Origin of the sequence: Pseudoalteromonas galatheae (assembly GCF_005886105.2) — a bacterium.
Lineage (GTDB): Bacteria > Pseudomonadota > Gammaproteobacteria > Enterobacterales > Alteromonadaceae > Pseudoalteromonas > Pseudoalteromonas galatheae.
This window is the reverse complement of record NZ_PNCO02000001.1, coordinates 3895001-3916824: the sequence shown is the minus strand read 5'-3', so window position 1 is coordinate 3916824 and position 21824 is coordinate 3895001. Positions and strand designations below refer to the sequence as shown.

13 protein-coding genes and 2 rRNA genes (1 of these 15 cut by a window edge) are annotated in these 21824 nt (G+C 45.3%); 5 read left to right on the top strand and 10 right to left on the bottom strand.

The genetic code is table 11. From position 1 onward, the window contains the following. Positions 1-15: 15 nt before the first annotated feature. From leuB to fabR, 3 genes are all read right to left on the bottom strand, one after another. Positions 16-1092 (bottom strand): 3-isopropylmalate dehydrogenase, encoded by a 1077-nt coding sequence (gene leuB / locus CWC29_RS17400; RefSeq protein WP_138523703.1) that lies wholly within the window; start codon positions 1090-1092, stop codon positions 16-18. After that, entirely contained in the window at positions 1089-2636 is a 1548-nt protein-coding gene (gene leuA, locus CWC29_RS17395) for a 2-isopropylmalate synthase (protein ID WP_095728646.1), read from the bottom strand. Before leuA ends, leuB begins: the two co-directional genes overlap by 4 nt. Before the next feature lie 376 nt (positions 2637-3012). Then, complete coding sequence (gene fabR / locus CWC29_RS17390; RefSeq protein ID WP_010374371.1) at positions 3013-3636, bottom strand: HTH-type transcriptional repressor FabR; 624 nt, start codon at positions 3634-3636, stop codon at positions 3013-3015. Positions 3637-3761: 125 nt separating this feature from the next. On the opposite strand from fabR, the gene CWC29_RS17385 reads away from it, so the two are divergent. Together CWC29_RS17385 and sthA are read left to right on the top strand one after the other, a co-directional pair. Then, positions 3762-4889, top strand: coding sequence for an acyl-CoA desaturase (locus CWC29_RS17385; RefSeq protein WP_010374369.1), 1128 nt, complete (start codon positions 3762-3764; stop codon positions 4887-4889). Between the two features lie 35 nt (positions 4890-4924). Beyond that, positions 4925-6361: a Si-specific NAD(P)(+) transhydrogenase gene (gene sthA, locus CWC29_RS17380; RefSeq protein WP_138523701.1), complete on the top strand. Its 1437-nt coding sequence runs from the start codon at positions 4925-4927 to the stop codon at positions 6359-6361. Between the two features lie 50 nt (positions 6362-6411). Here the strand turns inward: sthA and CWC29_RS17375 are convergent, their stop codons facing one another. Beyond that, entirely contained in the window at positions 6412-7653 is a 1242-nt protein-coding gene (locus tag CWC29_RS17375; RefSeq protein ID WP_128725665.1) for a porin family protein, read from the bottom strand. Continuing rightward, a complete protein-coding gene (locus tag CWC29_RS17370) occupies positions 7634-8281 on the bottom strand; it encodes a methylamine utilization protein (protein WP_138523699.1) in 648 nt (215 codons plus the stop codon). Before CWC29_RS17370 ends, CWC29_RS17375 begins: the two co-directional genes overlap by 20 nt. Positions 8282-8482: 201 nt before the next feature. On the opposite strand from CWC29_RS17370, the gene CWC29_RS17365 reads away from it, so the two are divergent. After that, the gene (locus CWC29_RS17365) at positions 8483-10516 is read left to right on the top strand and encodes a glycoside hydrolase family 97 protein (protein WP_209319176.1); all 2034 of its coding nucleotides are present in this window, start codon (positions 8483-8485) and stop codon (positions 10514-10516) included. A 55-nt stretch (positions 10517-10571) separates the two neighbouring features. Here the strand turns inward: CWC29_RS17365 and CWC29_RS17360 are convergent, their stop codons facing one another. Then, positions 10572-11984, bottom strand: coding sequence for a glycosyl hydrolase family 18 protein (locus tag CWC29_RS17360; protein ID WP_138523695.1), 1413 nt, complete (start codon positions 11982-11984; stop codon positions 10572-10574). A gap of 274 nt (positions 11985-12258) precedes the next feature. On the opposite strand from CWC29_RS17360, the gene CWC29_RS17355 reads away from it, so the two are divergent. Then, positions 12259-12912: an XRE family transcriptional regulator gene (locus CWC29_RS17355; protein ID WP_138523693.1), complete on the top strand. Its 654-nt coding sequence runs from the start codon at positions 12259-12261 to the stop codon at positions 12910-12912. A gap of 33 nt (positions 12913-12945) precedes the next feature. Here CWC29_RS17355 and CWC29_RS17350 read toward each other — a convergent pair whose 3' ends face one another. Next, positions 12946-14118 (bottom strand): MFS transporter, encoded by a 1173-nt coding sequence (locus CWC29_RS17350; RefSeq protein WP_138523691.1) that lies wholly within the window; start codon positions 14116-14118, stop codon positions 12946-12948. A gap of 80 nt (positions 14119-14198) precedes the next feature. On the opposite strand from CWC29_RS17350, the gene CWC29_RS17345 reads away from it, so the two are divergent. Next, entirely contained in the window at positions 14199-15011 is an 813-nt protein-coding gene (locus CWC29_RS17345; protein WP_128725671.1) for an AraC family transcriptional regulator, read from the top strand. A 135-nt stretch (positions 15012-15146) separates the two neighbouring features. Here the strand turns inward: CWC29_RS17345 and CWC29_RS17340 are convergent, their stop codons facing one another. The 3 genes from CWC29_RS17340 to CWC29_RS17330 all read right to left on the bottom strand — a co-directional run. Further along, positions 15147-18038 (bottom strand): TonB-dependent receptor domain-containing protein, encoded by a 2892-nt coding sequence (locus tag CWC29_RS17340; protein WP_128725672.1) that lies wholly within the window; start codon positions 18036-18038, stop codon positions 15147-15149. A 976-nt stretch (positions 18039-19014) separates the two neighbouring features. Further along, a 5S ribosomal RNA gene (gene rrf / locus CWC29_RS17335) occupies positions 19015-19128 on the bottom strand. 191 nt (positions 19129-19319) lie between these two features. Next, positions 19320-21824, bottom strand: a 23S ribosomal RNA gene (locus tag CWC29_RS17330); it runs 380 nt beyond the window's last position.

Here is a 21824-nt window from a genome sequence, read left to right as displayed (position 1 = left end):
TTGCTCTTACCTTTATTAAACCCTGTCGACGATCGCTTGCGCGACATCCATAGTAGTAAACCCTGCTTGAGGATAGATATCCGATGTACCTACACCATCTTTCACCGCCTCTGCTACTGCCTTTTCAATTGCGCGTGCCGCTTCGTCTTGCCCCAATGAATAACGTAGCATCAGCGCGGCACTTAAGATTTGTGCGATTGGGTTTGCCACCCCTTTACCGGCGATATCTGGTGCTGAGCCGCCCGCTGGCTCATATAAGCCAAAACCCGATTGATTTAGACTTGCCGATGGTAATAACCCCATGGAACCGGTGATCATTGCACATTCATCAGAAAGGATGTCACCGAACAGGTTGTCGCACAGTAAGACATCAAACTGGCTTGGTTGCTTTACCAACTGCATCGCAGCGTTGTCGATATAGATGTGATCAAGCGTCACATCTGGGTATTCTTTTGCGACTTCATTGACCACTTCACGCCACAGTACACTGGTTGCCAGCACGTTGGCTTTGTCTACAGATGTCACATGATTGCTTCTAAGTCTCGCGGCATCAAAAGCAAAACGGGCAATGCGTTCGATTTCTTTGCGCGAATAGGTTTGCGTATCAAACGCCGCCTCGCTTTCGCCCTCACCTTGGCGACCTTTTTCGCCAAAATAAATCCCGCCAGTAAGCTCACGGACGCATAAAATATCAAAACCTTGCTGGCTAATGTCACTGCGTAGTGGAGAGGCTGCGCTCAATGCGGGTAATAGCTGCGCAGGACGCAAATTACAAAAAAGCTGGAAGTGCTTTCTAAGCGGTAATAAAGATGCCCGTTCTGGTTGCTCATTTGGCGGTAAATGCTCCCATTTAGGCCCACCCACAGAGCCAAATAGAATCGCATCAACGGCTTCACATGCGGCCAATGTCGCCGCAGGTAAAGCTTCACCAAATTGGTCTATAGCCGCACCACCAATCGCTTGTGGTGATTTTTCTAAAGCAAAGTTGAACTTAGTCGCCACTTTATCTAATACCAGCTCGGCGGCTTGCATCACTTCTGGACCAATTCCATCTCCAGCTAGTACTGCGATTTTGTAGTTTGTTTGACTCATCCTGCTTTCCTTTGTTGTTTTAGGCTAGACACTTTTTGTGCTCTATCAATTAGGTTATATACTCGGATCATGGCTCTCACTGACGCTTCGACAATGTCGGCTGCAAGTCCCACACCGTGATATTGCTTACCATCAAATTTGGCAATAATATCGACTTGGCCCAGTGAACTTGCTCCTTTACCCGTCGCATCAAGGTTATATTCCACCACTTCCACCGCCATGCCAGTGATACGCTCGATAGCTACAAACGCCGCTTCCACAGGGCCGTTACCGGTTGCCGCTTCTTGCTTAAGCTCACCATTCAAGGCAATCCCCACAGTCGCGCTCGCGATAGATTGAGAGTTAGAAGATGCATTAACGAACTGTAATTGGTAGCGCTCGTCTTTATCTTTGATTTGGTTGAAATAAATCATCGCTTCAAGGTCATAGTCGTAAACAGTGCCCTTTTGATCGGCTAACGCCAAGAAGCTTTCATACAGGCTATCCATATCGTAATCCGATTTCTGATAGCCAAGCTCGGTAAGACGATGCTCGATAACATGTCGACCAGAGCGTGAAGTCATATTTAACTGATTACTCGGCACGCCAACGGTTTCTGGTGCCATGATTTCATAGGTATTTTGTGCTTTTAAGACGCCGTCTTGGTGAATACCCGAGCTATGTGCAAAGGCATTTTCACCCACAATTGCCTTGTTTGGCTGCACCGGCATATTGCAGATTTTAGCAACTTGGCGCGACGCGCGATAAATCTCTTCGCTACGAATATCGGTATGTACTTTTAGGTGGTCTTGGCGCATCTTCATGATCATCGCCACCTCTTCTAGTGAGCAATTACCAGCACGCTCACCAATACCATTGATAGTACATTCGATTTGTCTTGCACCGGCTTGTACCGCCGCGATTGAGTTTGCCACCGCAAGCCCTAAATCATTGTGACAATGGACGCTTAGTCTGGCTTTGTCGATGTTAGGCACATTATTACGAATATGGTAAATCATCGCTGCATACTCGTCTGGCGTGACGTAACCTACGGTATCAGGCAAGTTAATCGTAGATGCACCGGCATTAATTGCCGCTTCGACAATACGACACAGATCAGCGTGTGGCGTACGGCCAGCATCTTCACATGAAAACTCAACATCATCAGTGTACTTTCTGGCTTGAGAAATGGCCTTAATCGCCATGTTAGTCGCATCATCTAGACTCATTCTTAACTTATGTTCTAGGTGCAGAGGACTGGTTGCAATAAAAGTGTGAATGCGGCGCTGCTCAGCGCCTTTAAGGGCTTCGCCACACGCGTCGATATCTTTACTAACCGCACGCGCAAGGCCACAAATCGCTGGACCTTTTACCTCGGCGGCAATGCGTTGTACCGCACGAAAATCCGCCGGACTTGATACTGGAAAACCCACTTCCATGACATCCACATTGAGACGACTAATGGTATGCGCCAGCTGTATTTTATCTTCTTCTGTTAAGCTGGCTTTTAACGCCTGCTCACCATCCCTTAATGTTGTATCGAAAATCCAGACTTTATCTTGCATACCCTTATCCTCAGCCAAAAAAAACCCCGCAAGTGCGGGGTGTCTACAGTAAATGTCGCTCAATTTGCGCAATTACACCCCACCCCTCTGGTTTACCAGTAGGAGGTTAAGAAGGAGTGAAATACGCGCAGTCATTTTCATTGAGCTAAGTGTTCCTGTTGATGAATTGGTTATGTTTTAACATGCTTTAAAAGCGACAATCAAGCATAAATTATCCCAAAAATAGAGTTCAAACCTCAATTTATTGGCAATTTAAATTAAAAAAACACCAGATTTAGAAAATATATTTCAAGATTAGGAGTGAACACAGATAGGATATGAAATGAGCAGGATAATTTTGAATTTTAATTACCAATAAAAAAATAGCCAATTTAGGCTATTTTTTTATTGGTTCTGGATGTTTTGCATAACCAGAGGCACCTTTTGCGATATACCGCAACTGCCACTTCAAACGCTCGGTCAATTCAGCGCGTTGTGGGGGATCTTGATCCAAAGCCTCAGCACCAGAGCTAAATACTAAGGTGACCATTGCTTCAGCTTGCATGTGGGCGTGATGGGTATCTACTCCCGTTTCTGTTTCAAGGTAATGAGCAAGCTCTAAGATAAAATGTTTGATTTCTCTAGCTACGGCGGCACGAAACGCAGGGGAAGTACCCGAACGTTCACGCAGTAATAAACGAAATTGGTTGCTCGACTGCTCAATAAATTCCATAAAGGTGTGCACAGAAGTATTGATCACGCTACCACCTTTAGCGATGCGACGCCTTGCTTGGCGCATTAATTGTCGCAAGGTTAAACCCGCTTCATCTACCATAGTCAGCCCGAGCTCGTTCATATCCTTAAAATGACGATAAAAAGAAGTAGGTGCGATACCCGCCTCTCTTGCGACTTCACGCAGACTTAAATTCGAGAAACTATGCTCAGCACTTAGTTGATTAAATGCCGCTTCGATAAGCGCTTGACGGGTCTTCTGTTTTTGTTGAGCGCGTACACCAGCCATGGACTTTCCCCAATTCGCTTCGAAAAATAAGAATAATAAACCGCAGTCTAAACCTTGACGCAGCAAGAATGAAATACTATTTTAGCGTACAGTTGTACGCTGAAATTAGATTTTGAGATTAATTGATGAAAAAACCACCCATTTTATGGACCAATGTGCTGTTCTTTAGCTTATCGTTTTTAGCTGCGATCACTTTGGTGCCTTGGTATGGCTTTGAATACGGCTATACCACCAGCCACTGGGTAGCTTTTGTTGCCTGTATGTTTTACGCCGGTCTGTCGATCACCGCTGGATATCACCGCTTATGGGCGCATAAAGCCTATGACGCCCATCCTGTGATTCAAGTTATTTTTGCGTTGGGTGGCGCATTCGCGTTACAAAACAGTATATTACATTGGAGTAGCGATCACCGTGTGCACCACGGCCAAGTCGATGACCCAGTAAAAGATCCGTACGCCGCAACACGAGGCTTCTGGTATAGCCATATCGGTTGGATGCTAAGAGATTATCAAGGCGAGACTTACGGTGATTATAATAACGCCAGAGACTTACAACGTAACCCTATCGTGATGTGGCAACACAAGCACTATATGAAATTGGTGTTACTTACAAATATCGGCATCCCGCTAGTGCTAGGTTTATTACTCGGAAATGTGTTTGGTATGTTGTTACTTGCAGGCGTACTCAGACTCGTACTCAGTCAACATTTTACTTTCTTTATCAATTCACTGGCGCACATTTGGGGTAGTCGTCCTTACACCGAAAAAAATACCGCGCGAGACAATGGCTTGCTAGCTCTATTCACTTACGGTGAAGGCTATCATAACTTCCATCATATTTTTGCGAGCGACTACCGTAATGGTATTCGCTGGTATCACTACGACCCAACAAAATGGCTGATCCGTACTTTTGCAGCACTGGGCCTTGCCAGTAAGCTAAAACGCACCCCGGTTGAACGCATTGAAAAAGCTAAGGCGGAGACCTTATTGAATAAGACTAAAGTCAGTCTCGCAAAATTGCCTTTAGCGCAAGATAAGCTTACATTGTTACAACAAGAGTATGATTTACTTCTTAAAAAGCTTCAAAACTACTGTACTGTGCAGAAACAGGTACTCGAAGCGAAGAAAGAAGCAGTACTTGCACAGTGCGAACATTCCGCACTGATGCAACAATATAAAGAGCTAGAACAAGCTTGGGAAAGCCAAAAACAAGCTTGGATTGCACTAAATTCGAGGCTACTGAAAACGGCATAATGTTCAGCGGCCTCAATAACTAAAGGGGTGAGGCCGTGAGCAAAAAAGCTGTAGAAAAAACCGAAACTGTTCCACAATCCTATCAATACGATGCCATTATTATAGGCACCGGACCTGGCGGCGAAGGCGCCGCCATGAACCTCTCTAAAAGTGGTAAGAAAGTCGCGGTTATCGAACGCCAGCATGCAGTTGGCGGTGGCTGCGTGCACTGGGGCACCATTCCCTCAAAAGCGCTTCGCCATTCTGTCAGTCGTTTAATTGAGTATAAAGCGAATCCACTTTATCGTTTTACTGAGCGCCCGCAGCGCCATACCTTTCAAGATATTTTGCACCATGCTAGTGATGTGATCTCAAAACAGTCAACATTACGTTCTAGCTTTTATGGTCGTAACCGCATTCACTTGTTTCAAGGCGATGCCAGCTTCGTTGACGCAAATACGGTACAAATCATCCATCAAGATGGTTCACAAGAGCTACTCACTGCCAAAACCATTGTAATAGCCACAGGCTCGCGCCCATACCGCCCACCAGGCGTTGATTTTAACCATCCTCGCGTCTACGACAGCGACACTATTTTAAGCCTTGAGCATAATCCTCAGCGCGTATTGATATACGGCGCAGGGGTCATAGGCTGTGAATATGCCTCAATCTTTAAAGGACTGGGCGCAAAGGTGGACCTTATCAACACCCGCGACCGCTTATTGGCCTTCATGGATGCCGAGATCTCTGACGCACTCAGTTACCACTTTTGGAATAATGGCATTGTTATTCGCCATAACGAAGAGTTTGCGAAAGTAGAGACTCATGACAAAGGGGTTATTGTGCATCTACAGTCTGGCAAGAAAGTACGCGCAGACTGCATTTTATGGGCCAATGGCCGCTCCGGTAATACCGAAACACTCAACCTTGCAAGTGTAGGTCTAAAGGCTGATAGCCGCGGCCAGCTTAAAGTCAACGAACACTACCAAACTGAAGTGGATAATATTTTCGCAGTAGGAGATGTGATTGGCTATCCAAGCCTAGCAAGCGCAGCGTTCGATCAAGGGCGTATTGCGGCCAATGCGATTGTGCATGGAGCCTGTGATGATCGTTTGATCACTGATATCCCTACCGGCATTTACACCATTCCCGAAATGAGCTCTGTTGGTAAAACCGAGCAAGAGCTTACCGCTGCGCGCATTCCCTATGAAGTGGGCCGCGCCCAGTTTAAACATTTGGCTCGTGCACAGATCACCGGCACTGAAGTCGGCAGCTTGAAAATTTTGTTCCATGCAGAAACCAAAGAAATATTAGGTATTCACTGCTTTGGTGAACGTGCATCCGAGATCATCCATATCGGCCAAGCCATTATGGAACAAAAAGGAATGGGTAATAATATCGAGTACTTTATCAATACTACCTTTAACTATCCAACAATGGCCGAAGCCTATCGCGTTGCAGCATTAAACGGGATTAATCGCTTACTGGATTAACGCATCGTATGGCATGGATAAGCGTGACACCTTGGGTGTCACGCTTATTGTTATAAATTAAAACGATACTCCGCGCTGAGTCGCCACACATTATCGCTTTGCTTAGGCTTTCCGTTAAAGGCCTCGCGATTTGCAACTGTGGTTTTCAGATTCAAAAATTCACCGCCCACCAACCAATTGCTATTAATTTGATATTTAACTGTAGCGGTCAGTGCATGGCCATCACTTTGGTTTGGATCGAACTGCCAATCATCTTTGTCGATAACTTTGAACTGCTCCCCCCGTATGGAAAAGCGCCACTCATCACGTTGATGTGTGAGTAACAAAAACCAACTATTAAAGTCATTATCAACGCCGCGATTGACACCCATGGCGGTATTACCCAGCATGCCTTGTGCGAGTATATGCGTCTGCGGGGTTAACTTGTAACGCCAAGCTGCACTAATAAATTTAGTGTCCCACGCATACTGCCCAGTTCGGTAGTTGATCTTACTTGGATCGCCATTATTATCGTACCAATAAACATTGATCTCACTGCGGTTTGAAAAGTCGCGATGATACCCAAGATAATAACCAAATCGGCCATCTACTTCAGAAAACGGTTCAACATGCTGTGCTTGATGTTGTAGCTGCGGTGTATTCAACGACTCTACCGCAGCAAAGGGGAGACTTTCGTTAAACACCGACTGCCTATCATGCACGGTAAAGCCTCGCCATGCCAGTAAAGTGCCAGCCGGATCATTACCCTTAAAAACACCAAACACAGCTTTGAATCCCTGACCGCGGCTACGACGCGTCTGCGGCTGCTCAATCGCGACTTCACCTCCAAATACCCGCACTTCTTCACCGATCCAAGCGTTAATGGCCGAATACTGGTATGTATAGGGTGATGACCAGCCAATATCTGGGTTCTCAATAGAAAACTTCGGATAAAAGCCGCCCGCTCGAACAATAAAGCGGCGACCATTTTTAGGCAGTGTTCGATACTGCAAATACAGTTCTGTAAAGCCGAGCTTGTCATCTGGGTCTGGCACATACTGTGTTACCCCGTGCAAAGACCAAGCGCTGGCAAAATCTACACGCCAATCAATAGCGCCTCGACTAAGCGTAATGTCTGACTCCCCTTTCCCAAAACGCGTAACGCCCCATCCAGGCTGATACCAAGCTTTACGATTATCATCATGCTGCCAAGTCGTTTGCAGTTGCCCTTGCCCAGAAACCTCGACGGCACCTGCTTGCCCTATCGCGAATAATGCCAGAGCGGCGCTCAACTTAGTAATCATCGAAGCCATCGGAGAAATCCTGAAGTGGAGCAACCAGTGTTTGCTTAATTTGATAGGTAATTGCTTGAGTGTTGTTCACGACGGAAAGTGGATACTGTTCTATTCTGTCTATATTTTCGAATCTTTCATGCCATACATTCAGCTTTAGTGCGCTGGCTTGCTGAGCACCTAGGTCGATCGATACTTTACCGCTACTATTCGTTACCGCAAATAATGGGCTATCTACAACCACGATATAACCCAGCATCCAATCGTGAATATTGCAGCCAAGCTCAACCACACCAGTTTGATCAAATAATACCTGTTTCGGGTCATCGCGATACAACTTAAGCTCGAACGGCTTTGCAGCAGAGAACGAATAGACGTGATGGAGAATAGGATCTAAATTCGGAAACGAGACTTGTGTGCCTGCTTGCACCATCAAAATATGTGGCACAAACGCTTTATCCTTTTGTTCCATCTTATAATCTAGCGTCGTTCTTTTGTTATCAAAGCCTTCTCCTTGCAACCACACTGCAGCATTCGCGAGCGGCTGTTTATCAGCATCGACTATTTGCACTTCAAGGGCATTGACTAGACCGGCTTGTAGCATTGCCATCACAACAGCAATACGCCCAAAAATTGTTAGGTTTAGCATAAGCAGTTCAACCTATCCTTATTATTTTTCTTAGCTTGTCTACACTAGACCGAGCGGAATAATTATTACATTCATCGCATTTACAGCATGAATACGTATGCAACTTTTACGTGAACGTTAGCATACAACAGTAAGCTTAGCTTATGTGCAAAAGAACACGAATTTTCGTGCCGACAACAAGAAGGAAAAACTATGCGCCCCATGTCACTTTCCCTGATCGGATTAAGCTTGTTTACGACTACGAGCTTTGCCGCATCTTTAGCTATGAGTTCGCCAGATGGCAAAATCACTTTTACCTTGAGTGATGATAATAGCCAGCCCACCTACCAAGTCAGCTTTAACGACAAAACCATTATTCAACCGTCTAAACTTGGTTTTGATTTCGCAACAGCTGCATCGATGCGCGATGGCTTAAGTATCACCACACATCAGCGTAATAGCGTTGATAGCAGTTGGCAACAGCCTTGGGGTGAAGCCCGAGTGATCCAAGATAAGCACAATGAGCTTGCTGTCACCTTTGCTAAGCAGACAGACAAGTCGCCGCAATATACTGTGCGTGTAAAAGTATTTGATGACGGTGTCGGCTTTCGCTATGAGGTTGCTCAAAATCAAGCGCTTTATATCACCAGAGAATTAACCGAATTCGCCTTTGCACAAAGTGATAAAAGTACCGCGTGGTGGATCCCTGCTCGTGGCTGGAATCGCTATGAATATGTATACAACACCACACCACTGCACGATGCCCCACATGTGCACACCCCATTTACCTTAAAGAATCAAGACGGGGTTCATATCAGTGTCCATGAAGCGGCCCTAATTGACTATGCGGGTATGACCTTAAACCAGCGTCGCCCAGGAACATTTGTTGCCGATCTAACACCTTGGTCAGATGGCGTTGCAGTCAAAACCAATGGTAAGTTCAATACACCTTGGCGCACCTTGCAAATAGGCGATGAAGCCACCGACTTGCTGAACTCCCACCTTATTTTAAACCTCAACGAACCAAATAAGCTAGGTGATGTATCTTGGGTTGAGCCGGGTAAATACATCGGCATTTGGTGGGGCATGCACATCAACAAAAATACCTGGGGCAGCGGCGAGAAGCATGGAGCGACTACAGGGCGTACTAAAGAATATTTGAGCTTTGCCGCTGACAATGGCTTTGATGGAGTATTAGTTGAAGGTTGGAACATAGGCTGGGATGGCGACTGGTTCTTCAACGGTGATGTCTTTAGCTTTACCGACGCCTATGCTGACTTTAATATTGATGAAGTAGCCAAGCACGGAGAAAGAGTAGGTGCACGCCTAATTGGTCATCACGAGACTTCAGGTAACGTCAGCAACTATCGCAATCAAATGGAGGCGGCTTTCGCACTCTACGAAAAAGCAGGCGTTCGCCAAGTTAAAACCGGTTACGTAGCCGATGGTGGCAACATCAAACGCATTGATGCCGAGGGCAATGCCAGATTCGAATGGCACGACGGTCAATTTATGGCAAATGAGTACTTAGACAATGTCAAACTTGCGGCCAAGCACAAGATCAGTATCAATACACATGAACCAATCAAAGATACCGGCCTGCGTCGTACCTATCCAAACTGGATCGCGAGAGAAGGTGCAAGAGGGCAAGAGTTCAACGCATGGGGCACGCCACCAAACCCACCGGAGCATGTACCAATGCTTGCCTTTACCCGCATGTTAGCAGGTCCTATGGACTTTACTCCGGGTATTTTTGACATGGGGTTCAATGGCCTTGGTGATAAAACCAACCGCCCACAAACCACCCTCGCCAAACAATTAGCGCTTTATGTTGTACTTTATAGTCCAATTCAAATGGCGGCCGATTTGCCAGAGAACTACCTCGCTAAGCCAGACGCTTTTCAGTTTATTAAAGACGTACCCACCGACTGGGAACACAGTATCGCACTCGCAGGAGAAGTAGGTGATTATGTTGTCTTTGCCAGAAAGGAGCGCAAGCATAAACAATATAGTGGTAATGACTGGTTCTTGGGCGCAGTAACTGACGAGGAAGCGAGAGAAATTCCTGTTACTTTAGATTTCCTTGAGCCCGGCAAGACCTTTGAAGCGCAAATCTACGCGGACGGTGATAAAGCCGAATGGAAACAAAACCCGTATGAAATGAATATTTACCGTAAAAAGGTAACAAGTGCCGACAAGCTCACATTAAAACTGGCTGCTGGCGGCGGTGTTGCTATTCGTTTCAAAGCGCTATAACCAAAGAGTGGTCACCCTATGTAGGGTGGCCACCGTTCTAAATTATCACTGAGCGTTACTGACATTGATAGCTTGGTGTTACACCATTTGCGACTTCCCATTTCGCCGTTAATAGCGACGCAGGGCCATTACTGTCATGGGATAACTCCCAATTCATAATGCCACCGGCATTGAGCTTAGCGTACTGTGTTTTTGCGCGGATCGTCAGAATACCATTGTAGTAGCTACTACCATCACTATCACGACAGGCATTGGCAGGGTTCTCTTGCAGTAAGGTGCGATACGCTTTCCAAGTAGGTCTTGCATAAAATGGTACGCCTAATACCGTTTTTTCTTTACTAAGCCCACGGCCTTGCCAGTAAGCAATTGAGTCTTTGGCGTATTGCATAGACGCATGATCAGTATTGTTCGCGTCGTACGCCATCAAATTTAAAAAGTCGATATCTTGGAATACAGATTCCAACACACCACCACCGGTATAGCCAAGCGCCACCACGGCTGCCGTCAAGAATTTACCTCTGGCGCGTAACTCAACGCTTAGTTCCTTCATCAGTAATGCATAGTTATTTGCCGAAGCGCCAGGATCTGGGTACTCCCAATCCATATCAACACCATCTAGATTATGCTGCTCTACAAACGCGATGACCTCTTGCACGAAGCGGGCTCTACCTTGCTGTGAGCTGGCGAATGTCTCAAATGCACTATCGTCACCGCCATTCCAGCCACCAATGGCAATTCCCACTTTCACATTATTAGCATGAGCCGAATTTACTAGCGCTGTCATTTTGCTTAAATTTTCGAGCGGTCTCAGTGTGCCATCAGCATTGGGTAGTAAAAATGAGTAATTGATATGGGTGAGTTTATCAAACTGAATATCAGTCACTGCACCCTGCCAACTTGGGAAGTAGCCGACAATTTTAAAATTAGGATCCCTAGGAGGAACCTCGTCAGACACGATACTGAAGTTCACCGCACTCGATTCACCTCGTGCCCCAGACACATCAGTTGCATAGACAGTTAATGCGCGATTACCTAGTCCCTGCGCTTGCCACATCACTTCATAAGGTGCACTGTTGTCAGAGGCGACCAGCGTGCCATCGAGATAGAATTCAACACTGTCGATCGCCGTGTTTTGCGGATGGCTTACCGCCGCCGCTAGGCTAACTGATGAACCCACTAACACTCGTGCGTTACTGCTTGGAGAGGTGACCGAAACTTGGGGCAATGGCGTTACCGGATCACAACTGCCATCGGCTTGCCAGACATCATAAGTATTGGAATTTTGCGCTGGATTTTGGTTTTGTGTCCACCATTTCGCGGTGTATTTAGTTGATTGATAAGTGACTGCGTCGCCACCTGTATATACTTGCAGTGATTGCCATTGCGTTAAGTTGCTACAGTCTACCGCCAGTGCAACTTCCATCGCGCCCAAGAGCGGAAGTGCAATTAATAAATTTGTATATTTCATTACCTTTTTCCATGTTGTTTGCCGGCTAAAGCAAGTCGTGCCGAGTTTAAATAAATGTTAACTTGCGATTCTAGCCTACCAGCATGGACAAATTTCGTACAACTCAACTCTCTACGACCTTAGTCTAATGAAATAACCCCCTCTGTTTAGGCTCATTTCTCATCCTCGATTATGCTCGTTTATAAAATGCCCAACTAATGCAGCGAGACTGTACAGTTAAGGCTTAGCTCAGTATGCTTGCGGGTTTAGGCGCTATAAAGAGAATAATTAAGAGATGAGTACGGCATTTTCAAGACGATTTGTAACCTTAGTAGAGCAATTTGCAGGCGGCAATAAGCGCCAATTTGCCCAGCTAACAGGTAAATCCCCTTCCCATATTTACCGTATTTGTCGCGGCTTAAGTCGCCCTTCAATGATATATCTTGAGCACCTTTATAGCCTATTTGCCGTTGATCTGAACTGGTTACTTACCGGTGAGCAACCCATAGATAAACCACAAGGTCAGTTTAAGGATGAGCTTACCCTAATACCTAAACTTGATATTGAGGCTAGTGCAGGTATGGGTAGTGTAATTGGTCATGAGGAAGTCACCGAGCAATTTGCACTCAACCGTCGTTGGCTAAACTCCCATCTTGGCGTATATTCAGAGAAGCTCGCCTTTGTCTCTATCCGTGGTGATAGTATGCAGCCTACGTTGCTAGACGGCGACATGGTACTCGTTGACCTTTCACAGAATCAGCCTAGTAAAGATGCAGTTTATATCGTTCAAACGGAAGAGGGTCTAATGGCTAAACGAGTGCAACAAAAGCACTCTCAGCTCAAAGTGATCAGTGATAACCCTGATTACCCGAGCTGGGAGATCACCGCTGACAATGCCGACAGTCATGGCATTGCAGGGCGTGTTGTTTGGTGTGGTCGCAGTATCTAAACAGCAACGTCACTTCCGTGTGATGCTCTAGCATCACACTGATTTAGCCAGCTTTTCCTGCACATTTGCTGTATTCACAAATTGGCTCAACACCAATGAGCACACTGCAAGCGCAGCACCAAAGTAAAATACTAAGGATTGATCGTATAGCCACACTAAGCCAAAGCTTGCAGGGATCACTACTGCTGCAATATGGTTAATGGTAAAGCTAACCCCAGCTGTTGCAGCAATGTCTTCTGGACGAGCAATTTTTTGAAAATAAGTTTTGAGTGCAATAGCCATCGCAAAAAACAGATGGTCGATGACATAAAGCGCGGCTGCAAAGCTTGCTGACTCTACCAATGCGTAACCAATAAATACAAAAATTAGTCCCGCATATTCGATTGTCAGGGTTTTACGCTCACCAATATGCCCAATCATTTTACCAATCTTGGGAGCGACAAATATGTTTATCAAATGATTCAACATGTAAAGCGCGGTGATCTGTGCAACATCAAAACCAAACTTTTCTACCATTAAGAAACCCGCAAACACCATAAATATTTGTCTTCTCGCGCCTGAGAAGAAAATCAAGGCGTAATATAGGCTGTACTCTTTTCTCAAAATAAGCTTTTTATGTTGCGTAGTATGCATTTCAAAGGTTGGAAAGCCGATAAACATAAATAGCGCAATGATAAAGCCAACCCCTCCAATAAGCAGATACATCCACTGATAATCTGCAGAGAAGTAGCTAAAACCCAACCATATCAACGCATAGGTGATTAAAGAAGCAATGGATTTAATAGAGAGCAAGATACCCAGTTTGGCAGGTGCTTCATCTTTATTAAACCATTGTAAGCTGAGTGATTGGTTCAACGTCTCAAAATAGTGAAAACCTATCGACATTAACACTGTGGTTGCATACAAACCATAAATAGTAGGCAACAAGCCCGTAATGGCGACACCAAGCGATAACAAACATAAACTGATCAGTGCGAAGGTCTGCTCCTTTAACACCAATAAAACAAATACCGCTGTAAACGCTAAAAATCCGGGGATCTCACGCAGGGATTGCAACATTCCCATATTAGCGCCGTTGAAGTTTGCGGCTTCAATCGCAAAGTTATTGAGCATGGCCATCCAACCTGCAAACGTGACGGCCATAACTACAGTAGCGAGCACTAAGAAATTAAAAGGACTTTGCCATCCTTGAGAAGCATTCTTCATGATTATCTCCACATAAAGCACAACTATTAAAAAGTTATGGCTATAATATGGTCATACGTTAATTTCTGATATACATAATTATGCCAAGTTCTTTATCAAAGCAGACAACTTCTCCTTGGCGTATTCAGCCCAAATATAAACGCTTCTTAAAACCAACACTTGGCCGACCAATCTTGCCAAGAGCGGTAAAAAAAGCAGAGTGGGAGCATGTTCAGCGGCACCAACATGAGTGGGGGCAGCTTGCATATACAAGTAATGGAGTCATCACAATTGTGACTCCTGAAGGCACTTTCGTGATCCCTCCCGACCAAGCTTTGTGGCTCCCCCCAGGCCTTCCACATGAAACGTATTGTCGCTACGGTGGAGATTTTCGTAGTGTCTATATCGACAATAAATATACTGAGTTGCTAGGGAATAAAGCGAAGCTAATCGCGGTAGATGAACTCCTGAAGCAATTTATACTGGAGATCTGTACTTGGCAGGAAGAGTACCATTTAGACGAAAAAACAGAGCGATTTATTACTGTCTTTATTGATAGGCTAACATCGGCTACAAGTTGTCATTTTTTTATTCCAAGTGCCCAAGACGCAAGAATTTTGCCCATTGTGACGGAGTTGCACAATAACCCAGGATGCAAAATAAGTTTAGAAACATGGAGTGAACAGGTCGGCGCATCAACCCGGACACTCAACCGCCTATTTCATAAATGCTTTATGATGGGGTTCAGTGATTGGCGCCAAAAATTAAGAGCTATCAAAGCGATTGAGCTGTTGAAAGATGGATATTCTCAGCAACAAGCAGCTGAATATTTGGGTTTTGAGTCTACCGCCGCATTTAGCAATGCATTTAAAAAAGTCTTTGGCAAACCGCCGGGGCAATACCTGAAGAAATAGCATCTTTCAAGATCACTACGATTGCCAGTATCTCAACTGATCCACTGACCATACATAGCTTAATGTAGAAAAGGGCATACCAATGTATACCCTTTTATGTTCACACTATATATTTAAGCCTTAATGGCATTCAAATTAGAATTGATAAGTGATTGCACCGTAGTACATGCGACCAATGTTATCGTAACTCGCAGTTCCAACACCAGTTCCTGTGGTGTAACCAGGCAAGTCTCTGTCAAATACGTTGTCGACACCTAATTCAAGCGTAATGCCATTCTCGAAACTGTAACCACCACGAATATCTGTGATGAAATAGGTACCATAGCCCATCAAACTATTTGGATCTGGATTGAGCTTTAATTCTTGCTCGGTATATCGACTTACTTCATCTAAGTAGCGAGTCTTTGAACCGAACTGCCAATTACCTACTTTGTAACCAAGAGAAAGCATTGCCTGCCACTCAGCTTCACCCTCAGTGCCAGCATTTTGAATAAAGTCAGTCGGGTCAACTTGGAATGGATACTCTTTTCTACTAATTAGGTAAGTACCGATCAAGCTAGTTGTCATACGCCCTTCAAGTAGATCAAAGTCGTAACCAAATTCGAAATCAACACCTTCAGCACTTTGCTTTGCTACGTTTTGTGTAATTGAGCGAATATTTCTTAGCTCACCTTCAGCATCGCGGGTGATCAAAGCACAGAATTGGTTATCTATACCTGTAAGTGAATCAACACACTTGTCTAGAATATCTTGTCCAGCTACCGCATCGATTGCGTCGTCAATTTCTATTTTCCAGTAATCTAGTGTTACGGTGAAACCTTCTATCGCCTCTGGAGTGTACACTACACCATAAGTAACACTATCTGACTCTTCTTCTTTTAATTCAGGGTTACCACCAGATAATCCTGGAATAGAAGAAACTGTCGCTATAGCATCAAAATCTACAGGGATCCCTAGCGCATCACAGTTTGCTCTACGGTTTGCATCCTGTACTTCTCCCTTTTGACAAGGATCCGTAATGCTACTAAAGAACGTTTCACTGACTGGGCCATAAAGTTCTGAAATATTTGGCGCTCGCATAGCCCGAGACTTCGTAGCACGGATACGCAACTCATCTGTCACAGTCCAGTTGATACCTGCTTTCCAGCTTAAAGTATCACCAATCGTTGAGTAGTCGGCAAAACGTGCGGCCAAATCAAATGATAAGTCCTGAGCTAGCAATACATCAGATAGTAATGGAATCGAAATCTCTGTAAATGCTTCTCTTACCGTAAAGTCTCCATGCTCCTCTTGGATTGCAGTCAAGAATGTTGCACCTGTTGCCGCGAAGGCGTCAGGTAAAGAATCGCTTTCTTCTTTACGATATTCAACACCAAAAGATACCCCAACATAGCCAGCAGGTAGTTCATAGATGGCGCTATTACTGATGTTAGCGTTGAACACTGTTTGCTTGATGGTAGATTCACTAATACTTGTGGTATTGAACCAAGCGGCAGCCTCGTCGCTCACGGCACCATAACCAAAGAGGCTCGTCGGCACACATCCTGCGGCACGAGCTTCCACATCACGACAGACAATGTCACCGTTTGCTAGCTTAATTGCATCTGCAGACTGTTTAACACGTGCTTTAATCGTATTACCAGCATTAGTCTGAGTTGTCTCTGTTTTACCATATACAGCCGAAACATCGAAGTCCCAATCTTCTGCAACCACGCCCGTTGCACCAACTACAAATCGGGTTGTTTCACGCTCATTAAACTCATATCGACGCCCTGCATCTTCCATAAAGCGGTGCATTGCAAATTGTTCCACACCTTTACTATCCATCAATTGAGCAAGTGATTCATGGATATAAGCATTATCGCGTTTGATAATGAACGCACCTGTTCCACGACTATTTCCATACTCAAAAAACGATGGTTGACCAATGGAATCAGCTTCTGATTTAACATATTTAGCGGAAGCATATGCGTTAATATCAGTCGTAATATCGTAGTTGGCTTTGATATTTACATTGGTATTTTCAAAAGTGGGTTGTAGTTCTGTATAACGAGTTAAATCAAGAATGTCACAGTCACCAGAGCACTTCCCGTAATCGCTGTAAGTTGTACCAAGTTTTTGAGGTCTGACACTGCCATCTGGGTTAAAGATATACCAAACATCTTGGTCATTTTCTACTAAATAGAAGTTACCTTCTTTAGCATCGTCAAACCAACCGCCATTAGGAATAGTGAGTCTATCAGGTACACCATCGTGAACATAGTTATCGTTTTCGTCTATATAATCTTTATCTGCTGGGTTTGACACACTAGTGATAGGCGCGCGAGTTTGTGCCCTATCTTTAGCTGTCATACCATCTTGCTTCACATGGGAAACAGAGATACCAACATTACCTTTACCACCATCAAAGTCTACACCGTAAGACAGGCTGAACTTTTCGTTTTCATAAGGGCCTTCTTCAGCACTACCTTTAGATACGCTTAGATCGAACCCTTGGATGTCTTTTTTCAAGATAAAGTTAACAACACCTGTTACAGCATCTGCACCATATACAGCAGACGCGCCACCAGTAATGATTTCTACACGCTCAATCCAGTTTGATGGAATATTGTTTACATCAACTGCAGAAGAGCCAGGATTGCTTGCTACGTGACGCTTACCATCAACAAGTACCAAGGTTCTAGCAGTACCCATACCACGCAAATCTAGCATGCTCAATCCAGCAGTACCGATATGTCTTCCGCCGTTCGCTAGAGAGTATGTGTTTGCAAGTGCAGGCAAATCATTTAACGCTTCACCAATATTCGTTACACCGCTCGATAGTAAAGATTCACCGCTAATTACCGTTACCGGAGCAGGAGCTATCGCACCTTCTCTCAGTATACGAGACCCGGTAACCTGAATTTTCTCAACTTCGTCGACGTTAGTGCCTTGCTCCGCAAGTACACTTGTCGAGATAGATGCAAGCGCGCAGCTGACAGCAAAAAACACCGGTGTTCTCTTTATTACTGGATTACTTCTTTTCATCTCTTACTTTATACCTTCATTTATAAGTATTATTATTTATAACTCAATCAACAAACTATTTTTTTACAATAGAAAAATCAAGATAATTTTTCCCCATTATACAAAAAATAACTATGCAGTTAAATTGAATTTAAAATCAAACATTGGAAACTTAAGAAAAAAAGCATTTTAAAAATCACAAAGATGTTAAAGTTGTATTCTTTTTATTTTTTAACTTTAAAAACTAACGACTCTAACAGCCAAGAAAATACGCAAATTGAAAAATCAACTAATCAAAATTAAATTAACAATTTATTTAAAGTTACACCAAATAAATAAGTTTCAATAACTACTAAAAAAGTGAGCGAATATCCGCATCATTAAAAAACACTCACTCATCAACACCTACAAACCTTTACATAGTAATGAGCTCTTAAAAGCAAGAACATTAAATTAAATACTATCCTGTTTTATTCAATAAAATATTCTACATTCGTAACTCTCATCCACATAAACTAGGCCGCCCAACATCAATCTGACTTAACCTGATACAATATGCTTTTAAATGCTCGACGGATAAACCACCTCCGACCACGCTGCTCAGTGCTGATGTGGTGGTAGGAGCGAGTTCACCTCGCGATCTTTAATAAGGCCCTAGCTCGCTACGAAGAAGGATGTTTTATTCTTTTTGTTTGGGAAGCCTAATAGCTCGGCGGGTAAACCACCTCCGACCATGCAGCTCAGTACTGATGCGGTGGTAGGAGCGAGTTCACCTCGCGATCTTTAATAAGGCCCTGGCTCGCTACGAACTAGGATGTTTTACTCTCTTTGTTTGGGGAGCCCAACAGCTCGGTGGGTAAACCACCTCCGACCACACTGGTCAGTGCTGATGCTGTGGTAGGAGCGAGTTTACCTCGCGAGGTTTTATATCTCAAATCTCTATGCCCCAAACAGCAAAAAACCCGTCGCATTGCTGCAACGGGTTTCTTTAATAAGGCCCTGACGATGTTCTACTTTCACATGGGAAGCCCACACTATCATCGACGCTGTTTTGTTTCACTTCTGAGTTCGGCATGGGGTCAGGTGGTTCCAAAACGCTATGGTCATCAGGAAATCTGGGTGCAAATGTCTAATGACATCGTGCCTCGCACGAGCATTCCATTTGCGCAAGGTGAACCGATTTCGCGATACCGCTGAGGTTGGTCACCTTGTTTAATTCTTAAATCTGGAAAAAGCTTATTAAATTCTTTTGTCTACTTCAGTCTATTAACTTCTGTCGCTTATAAACCACTTTGGCGTTGTATGGTTAAGCCTCTCGGGTAATTAGTACGAGTTAGCTTAATGCCTCACAGCACTTCCACATCTCGCCTATCAACGTTGTAGTCTTCAACGGCCCTTCAGTTGACTCTAAGTCAAAGTGAGAACTCATCTCGAGGCCTGCTTCCCGCTTAGATGCTTTCAGCGGTTATCAGTTCCGAACGTAGCTACCGGGCAATGCAATTGGCATCACAACCCGAACACCAGCGGTTCGTCCACTCCGGTCCTCTCGTACTAGGAGCAGCCCCTCTCAATTCTCAAACGCCCACGGCAGATAGGGACCGAACTGTCTCACGACGTTCTAAACCCAGCTCGCGTACCACTTTAAATGGCGAACAGCCATACCCTTGGGACCGACTTCAGCCCCAGGATGTGATGAGCCGACATCGAGGTGCCAAACACCGCCGTCGATATGAACTCTTGGGCGGTATCAGCCTGTTATCCCCGGAGTACCTTTTATCCGTTGAGCGATGGCCCTTCCATTCAGAACCACCGGATCACTATGACCTACTTTCGTACCTGCTCGACGTGTCTGTCTCGCAGTTAAGCTTGCTTCTACCATTACACTAACCGTACGATGTCCGACCGTACTTAGCAAACCTTCGTGCTCCTCCGTTACTCTTTGGGAGGAGACCGCCCCAGTCAAACTACCCACCAGGCACTGTCCTCAACCCCGGTTCAGGGGCCTAAGTTAGAACATCAACACTACAAGGGTGGTATTTCAAGGTCGGCTCCACAGAAACTAGCGTTCCTGCTTCAAAGCCTCCCACCTATCCTACACATGTAGGGTCAATGTTCAGTGCCAAGCTGTAGTAAAGGTTCACGGGGTCTTTCCGTCTAGCCGCGGGTACACAGCATCTTCACTGCGATTTCAATTTCACTGAGTCTCGGGTGGAGACAGCGTGGCCATGGTTACACCATTCGTGCAGGTCGGAACTTACCCGACAAGGAATTTCGCTACCTTAGGACCGTTATAGTTACGGCCGCCGTTTACCGGGGCTTCGATCAAGAGCTTCGCCTAAGCTAACCCCATCAATTAACCTTCCGGCACCGGGCAGGTGTCACACCGTATACGTCATCTTACGATTTTGCACAGTGCTGTGTTTTTAATAAACAGTCCCAGCCACCTGGTCACTGCGGCTCTCGTTTGCTTACAGAGCAAGTCTTTCACAAACAAGAGCGTACCTTCTCCCGAAGTTACGGTACAATTTTGCCTAGTTCCTTCACCCGAGTTCTCTCAAGCGCCTTAGTATTCTCTACCTGACCACCTGTGTCGGTTTAGGGTACGATTCAGTATGAACTGAAGCTTAGAGGCTTTTCCTGGAAGTAGGGCATCAACAACTTCACCACCTTAGTGGCTCGTCTCGACTCTCAGCCTTAGCAACCCGGATTTTCCTAAGTCACCAGCCTACAGCCTTTCACATGGACAACCAACGCCATGCTTGCCTAGCCTGCTCCGTCCCCCCATCGCATTCATACCAAGTACGGGAATATTAACCCGTTTCCCATCGACTACGCTCTTCAGCCTCGCCTTAGGGGTCGACTCACCCTACCCTGATTAACATGGGATAGGAACCCTTGGTCTTCCGGCGGAGGAGTTTTTCACTCCTCTTGTCGTTACTCATGTCAGCATTCGCACTTCTGATATGTCCAGCATGCCTCCCGGCACACCTTCAGCCACTTACAGAACGCTCCCCTACCCCGCATACTTACGTACGCAGCCGTAGCTTCGGTGGTATGTTTAGCCCCGTTACATCTTCCGCGCAGGCCGACTCGACTAGTGAGCTATTACGCTTTCTTTAAAGGGTGGCTGCTTCTAAGCCAACCTCCTAGCTGTTTTAGCCTTCCCACATCGTTTCCCACTTAACATACACTTTGGGACCTTAGCTGACGGTCTGGGTTGTTTCCCTCTCCACGACGGACGTTAGCACCCGCCGTGTGTCTCCCGGATAGTACTTTACGGTATTCGGAGTTTGCAAAGGGTTGGTAAGTCGGGATGACCCCCTAGCCTTAACAGTGCTCTACCCCCGTAAGTATTCGTCCGAGGCTCTACCTAAATAGATTTCGGGGAGAACCAGCTATCTCCCGGTTTGATTAGCCTTTCACTCCTAGCCACAGGTCATCCCCTAACTTTTCAACGTTAGTGGGTTCGGTCCTCCAGTTGATGTTACTCAACCTTCAACCTGCCCATGGCTAGATCACCGGGTTTCGGGTCTATACCCTGCAACTTAAGCGCCCAGTTAAGACTCGCTTTCGCTACGGCTCCCCTAAACGGTTAACCTCGCTACAGAATATAAGTCGCTGACCCATTATACAAAAGGTACGCAGTCACCCAACAAGTAGGCTCCTACTGCTTGTACGTACACGGTTTCAGGTTCTATTTCACTCCCCTCACAGGGGTTCTTTTCGCCTTTCCCTCACGGTACTGGTTCACTATCGGTCAGTTGGGAGTATTTAGCCTTGGAGGATGGTCCCCCCATATTCAGTCAA

Coding starts and splice junctions, on each gene's coding strand:
- leuB (WP_138523703.1), bottom strand. CDS start 1,092: ATGAGTCAAACAAACTACAAAATCGCAGTACTAGCTGGAGATGGAATT.
- leuA (WP_095728646.1), bottom strand. CDS start 2,636: ATGCAAGATAAAGTCTGGATTTTCGATACAACATTAAGGGATGGTGAG.
- fabR (WP_010374371.1), bottom strand. CDS start 3,636: ATGGCTGGTGTACGCGCTCAACAAAAACAGAAGACCCGTCAAGCGCTT.
- CWC29_RS17385 (WP_010374369.1), top strand. CDS start 3,762: ATGAAAAAACCACCCATTTTATGGACCAATGTGCTGTTCTTTAGCTTA.
- CWC29_RS17375 (WP_128725665.1), bottom strand. CDS start 7,653: ATGGCTTCGATGATTACTAAGTTGAGCGCCGCTCTGGCATTATTCGCG.
- CWC29_RS17370 (WP_138523699.1), bottom strand. CDS start 8,281: ATGCTAAACCTAACAATTTTTGGGCGTATTGCTGTTGTGATGGCAATG.
- CWC29_RS17365 (WP_209319176.1), top strand. CDS start 8,483: ATGTCACTTTCCCTGATCGGATTAAGCTTGTTTACGACTACGAGCTTT.
- CWC29_RS17360 (WP_138523695.1), bottom strand. CDS start 11,984: ATGAAATATACAAATTTATTAATTGCACTTCCGCTCTTGGGCGCGATG.
- CWC29_RS17355 (WP_138523693.1), top strand. CDS start 12,259: ATGAGTACGGCATTTTCAAGACGATTTGTAACCTTAGTAGAGCAATTT.
- CWC29_RS17350 (WP_138523691.1), bottom strand. CDS start 14,118: ATGAAGAATGCTTCTCAAGGATGGCAAAGTCCTTTTAATTTCTTAGTG.
- CWC29_RS17345 (WP_128725671.1), top strand. CDS start 14,199: ATGCCAAGTTCTTTATCAAAGCAGACAACTTCTCCTTGGCGTATTCAG.
- CWC29_RS17340 (WP_128725672.1), bottom strand. CDS start 18,038: ATGAAAAGAAGTAATCCAGTAATAAAGAGAACACCGGTGTTTTTTGCT.